Origin of the sequence: Yersinia sp. 2542 StPb PI (assembly GCF_048593855.1) — a bacterium.
GTDB classification, from domain to species: domain Bacteria; phylum Pseudomonadota; class Gammaproteobacteria; order Enterobacterales; family Enterobacteriaceae; genus Yersinia; species Yersinia enterocolitica_E.
In genome coordinates this window covers 1-4,722 of sequence record NZ_JAZGQA010000261.1, presented here as the reverse complement: position 1 = coordinate 4,722, position 4,722 = coordinate 1, and the positions used below count along the sequence as shown (strand labels likewise).

Sequence of the window (4,722 nt, the reverse complement as noted above, 5' to 3'; positions counted from 1 at the left end):
TTCTCAAGGCGATATGGCANTAGATGCTAAAATTATTGATAATATTAGTAAGTATGATAATCCTGGATGGGTTACAGGCCCTGCACAAAATGCTGAAGGTTCACATGAATGGAAGCAAGGCTTTATAAGCCTGGTATATTATAACGCAAAACTCTCAGGTTCAATTCCAACGTGGATTGGTGATTTTAAATTAACTAAAATGGCCGAAATCTCATCCGGCGGTAATTTAAACATTAATCAAAAGAACATTTATAGTACTAAAACGTTAAATAATACAGGTGGCATTATTCAATCAAGTAAGGATATGATAATATCTGGAACTGTTAATAATGCACCAGAATATAATGAAATGTCATTTTACTATTATTTGACGGAGACGCTGAGTACCCCGATTGAGCTGGAGGTATATAGAAAAGTGATAGGTGGCGATTCTGGTTATGCTCAGTTTAATACGCTATATCAATTGCTGGACTTTTATTTCGGTGATGGAAGTCCGGAATCTGTCTCAGGGAAGGGATCATATATATATGATACTCAGTCCAACAGTTTTAATAGCTTAAAAGAAATGGCCAAACAGAGTGAACAATTAAACAGTGTTATGAAAAGATTGTTCGGCGATGCGTGGTTATCTGATAGCCAAGAGAAGCTATCACAAGATTGGGCCAGGGTAACGGGCTCCAATAATGCTTCTTTGAAAGATTTAAAAGATTATGGTTTGTCGGATAATAACGGTGGGATTATCGCAGGCGGTAATCTGACTCACAATGGTGGAGCATTTAACAATGGGTTATTCGGTGCGAAACTTGAAGGTGAAAAAATAACAGTTGCCATCGGTGATAAGGAGGTTGTGGTAACTCAAAATCCTTATGAAATTAATATTGGGTTGAAAACAATTGCCGAACTGACGAAAGGATTAAGTACCACAAAAACCTATACCGAACTCGCTAAAATTCAGGGGTTATTTGTTTCTAACCAGAAATGGAAAGATGTTGATTTCACTGCCAAGGTCGGGGATGGTGCCAGTAACCCTATTTATCCGTTTTATGAAACTCGAACTGAGATGATTGATCAGAGCCTTTTCTTTGGTTCGCAATATTTCTTTGACCAAATTGGCTATATACCAGAAACACCTGTTTTGGTTGTGGGCGATAATTATTTTATTAGTGAAGTTATTCGCCGCCAATTAAATGAGTCTGTAGGGACATTTTTCAGTGTGCGCGATGGTGTTGATGGCACCGAGTTGGTTGAGAAATTAATGTCCAATGCTGCAACTGTTAATGGAGTAGAAGATTTTACCGTCGGTAAAGCTTTAACTGATGAGCAGATTGCCGTACTGGATAAAGATATTGTTTGGTTTGTGACAGAAAATATCGATGGTCATGATGTACTCACACCTAAAATTTATTTCGCAACAACTACGTTAGAACAATTAGAAAGTGGCCGCTATGATGGTTCCGCCATAGTCCACGCTGGCGGTAATATGGATGTTGATGCATCCTCCTTTAATAATGTTAATGGCCAGATCAGTGCCGGTGGCAATATTAATATTCAATCAGAAGGCAATATTAATAATAGTAGTGTGGGCATGAATGGTGGTATCACTTCAGGTGGAGATTTATCATTGGTCTCCAGTGGTGGTTCTATAACTAACAGTGGCGCTGCTCTTAGTGCCGGTAATGATCTCACTTTACAGGCAGATAATGGTTCAATTGAGCTTACTGCCAGCCAAGGCGCTAATGTTTCCGGTAATCAAGAACTTCATTATTATAATGATGGTGTCACCGCCGGTGGTAGCATTGACATGAGTGCCAAAGATATCACAGTTAATGCTGTTGATATTGCTGCGGAAAAAGATATCAGCCTGACTTCAACTGAAGGTGATGTCACCTTCAATAATATGTATGAGGTTGAGGGGAATTATGAATACAGCCATAAATCTACGGGGATACTAAGTCACGAATCGACAGAAACTGTCAGCTCAAGTGCTACGAGTGTTGATAGTTCGGTCAACGCCGGCGGCAAGTTTACCGTTAATTCCGCGAATGATATTGTTCTCAAAGGTGGTGAATATAATGCCCAATCGGGTGAATTGAAGGCTGCTGGCGATGTAGACATCCAAACATCACAAGATTACAGTTATTCTGAAACCACGGTTGAACGCACTGATCTAAAATTTGGTGCAGGCGCGAGTGGTTTTGGGCAATCGGCAGGTTATGATATTAGCGGTCTGGATGGGGAAAGTAGTAGTACCAGCACCGGTGAGCATAATAATCTTGGGTCGGATATCACCAATGCCGGGTCCAAGCCTGGTCGTGCTCCAACATCTTCCTCTGGTAATTTCCAAGCCGGGTTAGAAACCGTCACGACGGTTGATACTGAGCAAACGACGACAAATAATAATGCTTCACTTAACTTTACCGATTCTATGACATTAGAAGCGGGAAACACGGTTGATATCGGCGGTGGTAATTTTAGCACTGAAGGTGCGTTGACTATTGTTGCCGATGAAGTAAAGTCTACAAAATATGAAGATGAAGTGATAACAACGAGTGAGGAAACCGTTTCGTTTTATGGCGTAAAGGGCGAGGCTCATAGTTCAGTGGCTGATGCTGCTGATAAAGTCGGTAATTTGGTTGAAAAGGGCAATGACGGGCAAGAAATTGATGCCGGTTTAACGGCGGCAGAAGTGGCAGGTAGTGCTTCTAACCTTATGTTTAATGATTTGCTTGGCGGCTCAGTCTCAGTTGGATTCGATACCACGACGACCAGTAGTTCATCGACGACTAAAAGTGAAAACATCACTAATATAAATGCCGGCAATGTATCAATTACCAGTAATGGCGATACCACGTTAAAAGGTGTCGAATTATCGGCAGACAGTGTAGAGATCACTACTGGCGGTGATTTGAATATTTTAGCCGCCGAGTCCTCAACTGAGAGTTGGTCGCAAAAAGATACCCACTCAGCGGGCGTCAGTGCCGGGGCTTCCGCCGCGCCTACAGGGGCTGGCGCGGGAGTTTCTGTTGATTACCATGGCAGCAGTTCAACCTCAACTGGCTCAAGCCACACATATACTAACTCCAACCTTAATAGCAGTGATATTAGCATTAACACTGGGGGAGATATGACTTTAGCTGGCGGTAATATTCAGTCAGAAACCGCAAACCTTAATATTACTGGCGATCTGAATGTGCAGAGCGTGCAAGATACGGTCAATAACCAGACTAATAGTAATGAGTGGGGTGGATCAGTCGGGGTTGCTGTTTCAACCAATGGAGGACTTATCCCAACATTGGCTGGGAACTACGGCCAAGGTGGCGAACATTATGATTCGAAGACTACAGGGACCCAGACCGGTATTAATACCACCGGTGAGCTGAATATCTCTACAGGAGGGGACCTCAATCTTACTGGCGCGCACATTGTTTCTGATTCCAAAACCGGTACTGTAGATGTTGCAGGCAATATTAACGCAGTCGAGCTATCAGATACTATTGATCAAGATGGTGCTTACGGTGGTGGCGGTGGTGGTATTTCTAAAACAGGCTTACCGACAGTCAATGGCTATTACAACACTGTGGAAAAAGTGGAATATCAGGAAGATCAAAAAGCGACCATCGATGTTGGTAATATTAAAGGAAATGTACAAGGTGAACTGAATACCGATGGTGAAAAACTTTATCAAGTAAATGTTGATAAAGTTACAGCATCAAATAGTATTTCATTTACTGCTGGCGGTTTATCGAGTTCAAATAAACCGGCAAAAAATGGTAATACATCAAAACCACCGAAAACCGCGCCGGTGAAAACTGACAAACCGACACCACCGAAACCGACTCCGGTGGAAACGGACAAACCGACACCACCGAAACCGACTCCGGTGGAAACGGACAAACCGACACCACCGAAGCCCACTCCGGTGGAAACGGACAAACCAACACCACCGAAGCCCACTCCGGTGGAAACTGACAAACCGACACCACCGAAACCGACTCCGGTGGAAACGGACAAACCGACACCACCGAAACCGACTCCGGTGGAAACGGACAAACCGACACCACCGAAACCCGCTCCGGTGGAAACTGACAAACCGACACCACCAAAGAATCGACCATCAAAACCAGTGAAAGGTGAGGAGAAGCCAAATCATATGAGCCCTAGTTATCCAGGTTCTAAACTAGGTGGTGATTTCAAAGGTCATTTACCAAAAGATGATAAAAACTCTTCTCGATGGATCAAAAAAACTGCCACAGGAGATGAGCCAGTATCATACCCTAAGCCATCCGAGATTCGGCAGTCTACACCGCCGTCTAAAGCGCCAGTTTCTTCGGGTAAGCCGCCTGCAGAAAGCAATCCAAATCATATGAGCCCAAGTTACCCAGGCTCGAAACAGGATGGTAGTTTTGTTGGTAGTTTACCTAAAGATGATGGTACATCGTCAGGTTGGATCAAACACCCGACAATATCAGTGCCAACGGATTCGTCCAAACGATAGCCTAGACTAGGTCTATCGAGATAATACTAACAACAGGCTGCCATTACTTTGCAGCCTGTAATTTAACAATAGGATCTATTTATCCAATTCTTTCTACCGATGCTGAGTTTTAAAGGTGATATAACATGATGGAGATGATTCGGTATAATAAGGCTGTTATAAAAGCCGAACAAATTGTACCTACTTAATTATAATGGAATTTAGGATCATCTTTACGAGATAAAAAT

At 42.8% G+C, this 4,722-nt stretch carries 1 protein-coding gene; it reads left to right on the top strand.

What is annotated here, in order from left to right; translation table 11 throughout:
- The first annotated feature begins 13 nt into the window (after nucleotides 1–13).
- On the top strand, nucleotides 14–4,495 hold the full coding sequence (locus tag V1952_RS20100; protein WP_420075401.1) for a hemagglutinin repeat-containing protein: 4,482 nt from the start codon (nucleotides 14–16) through the stop codon (nucleotides 4,493–4,495).
- Nucleotides 4,496–4,722 lie beyond the last annotated feature (227 nt).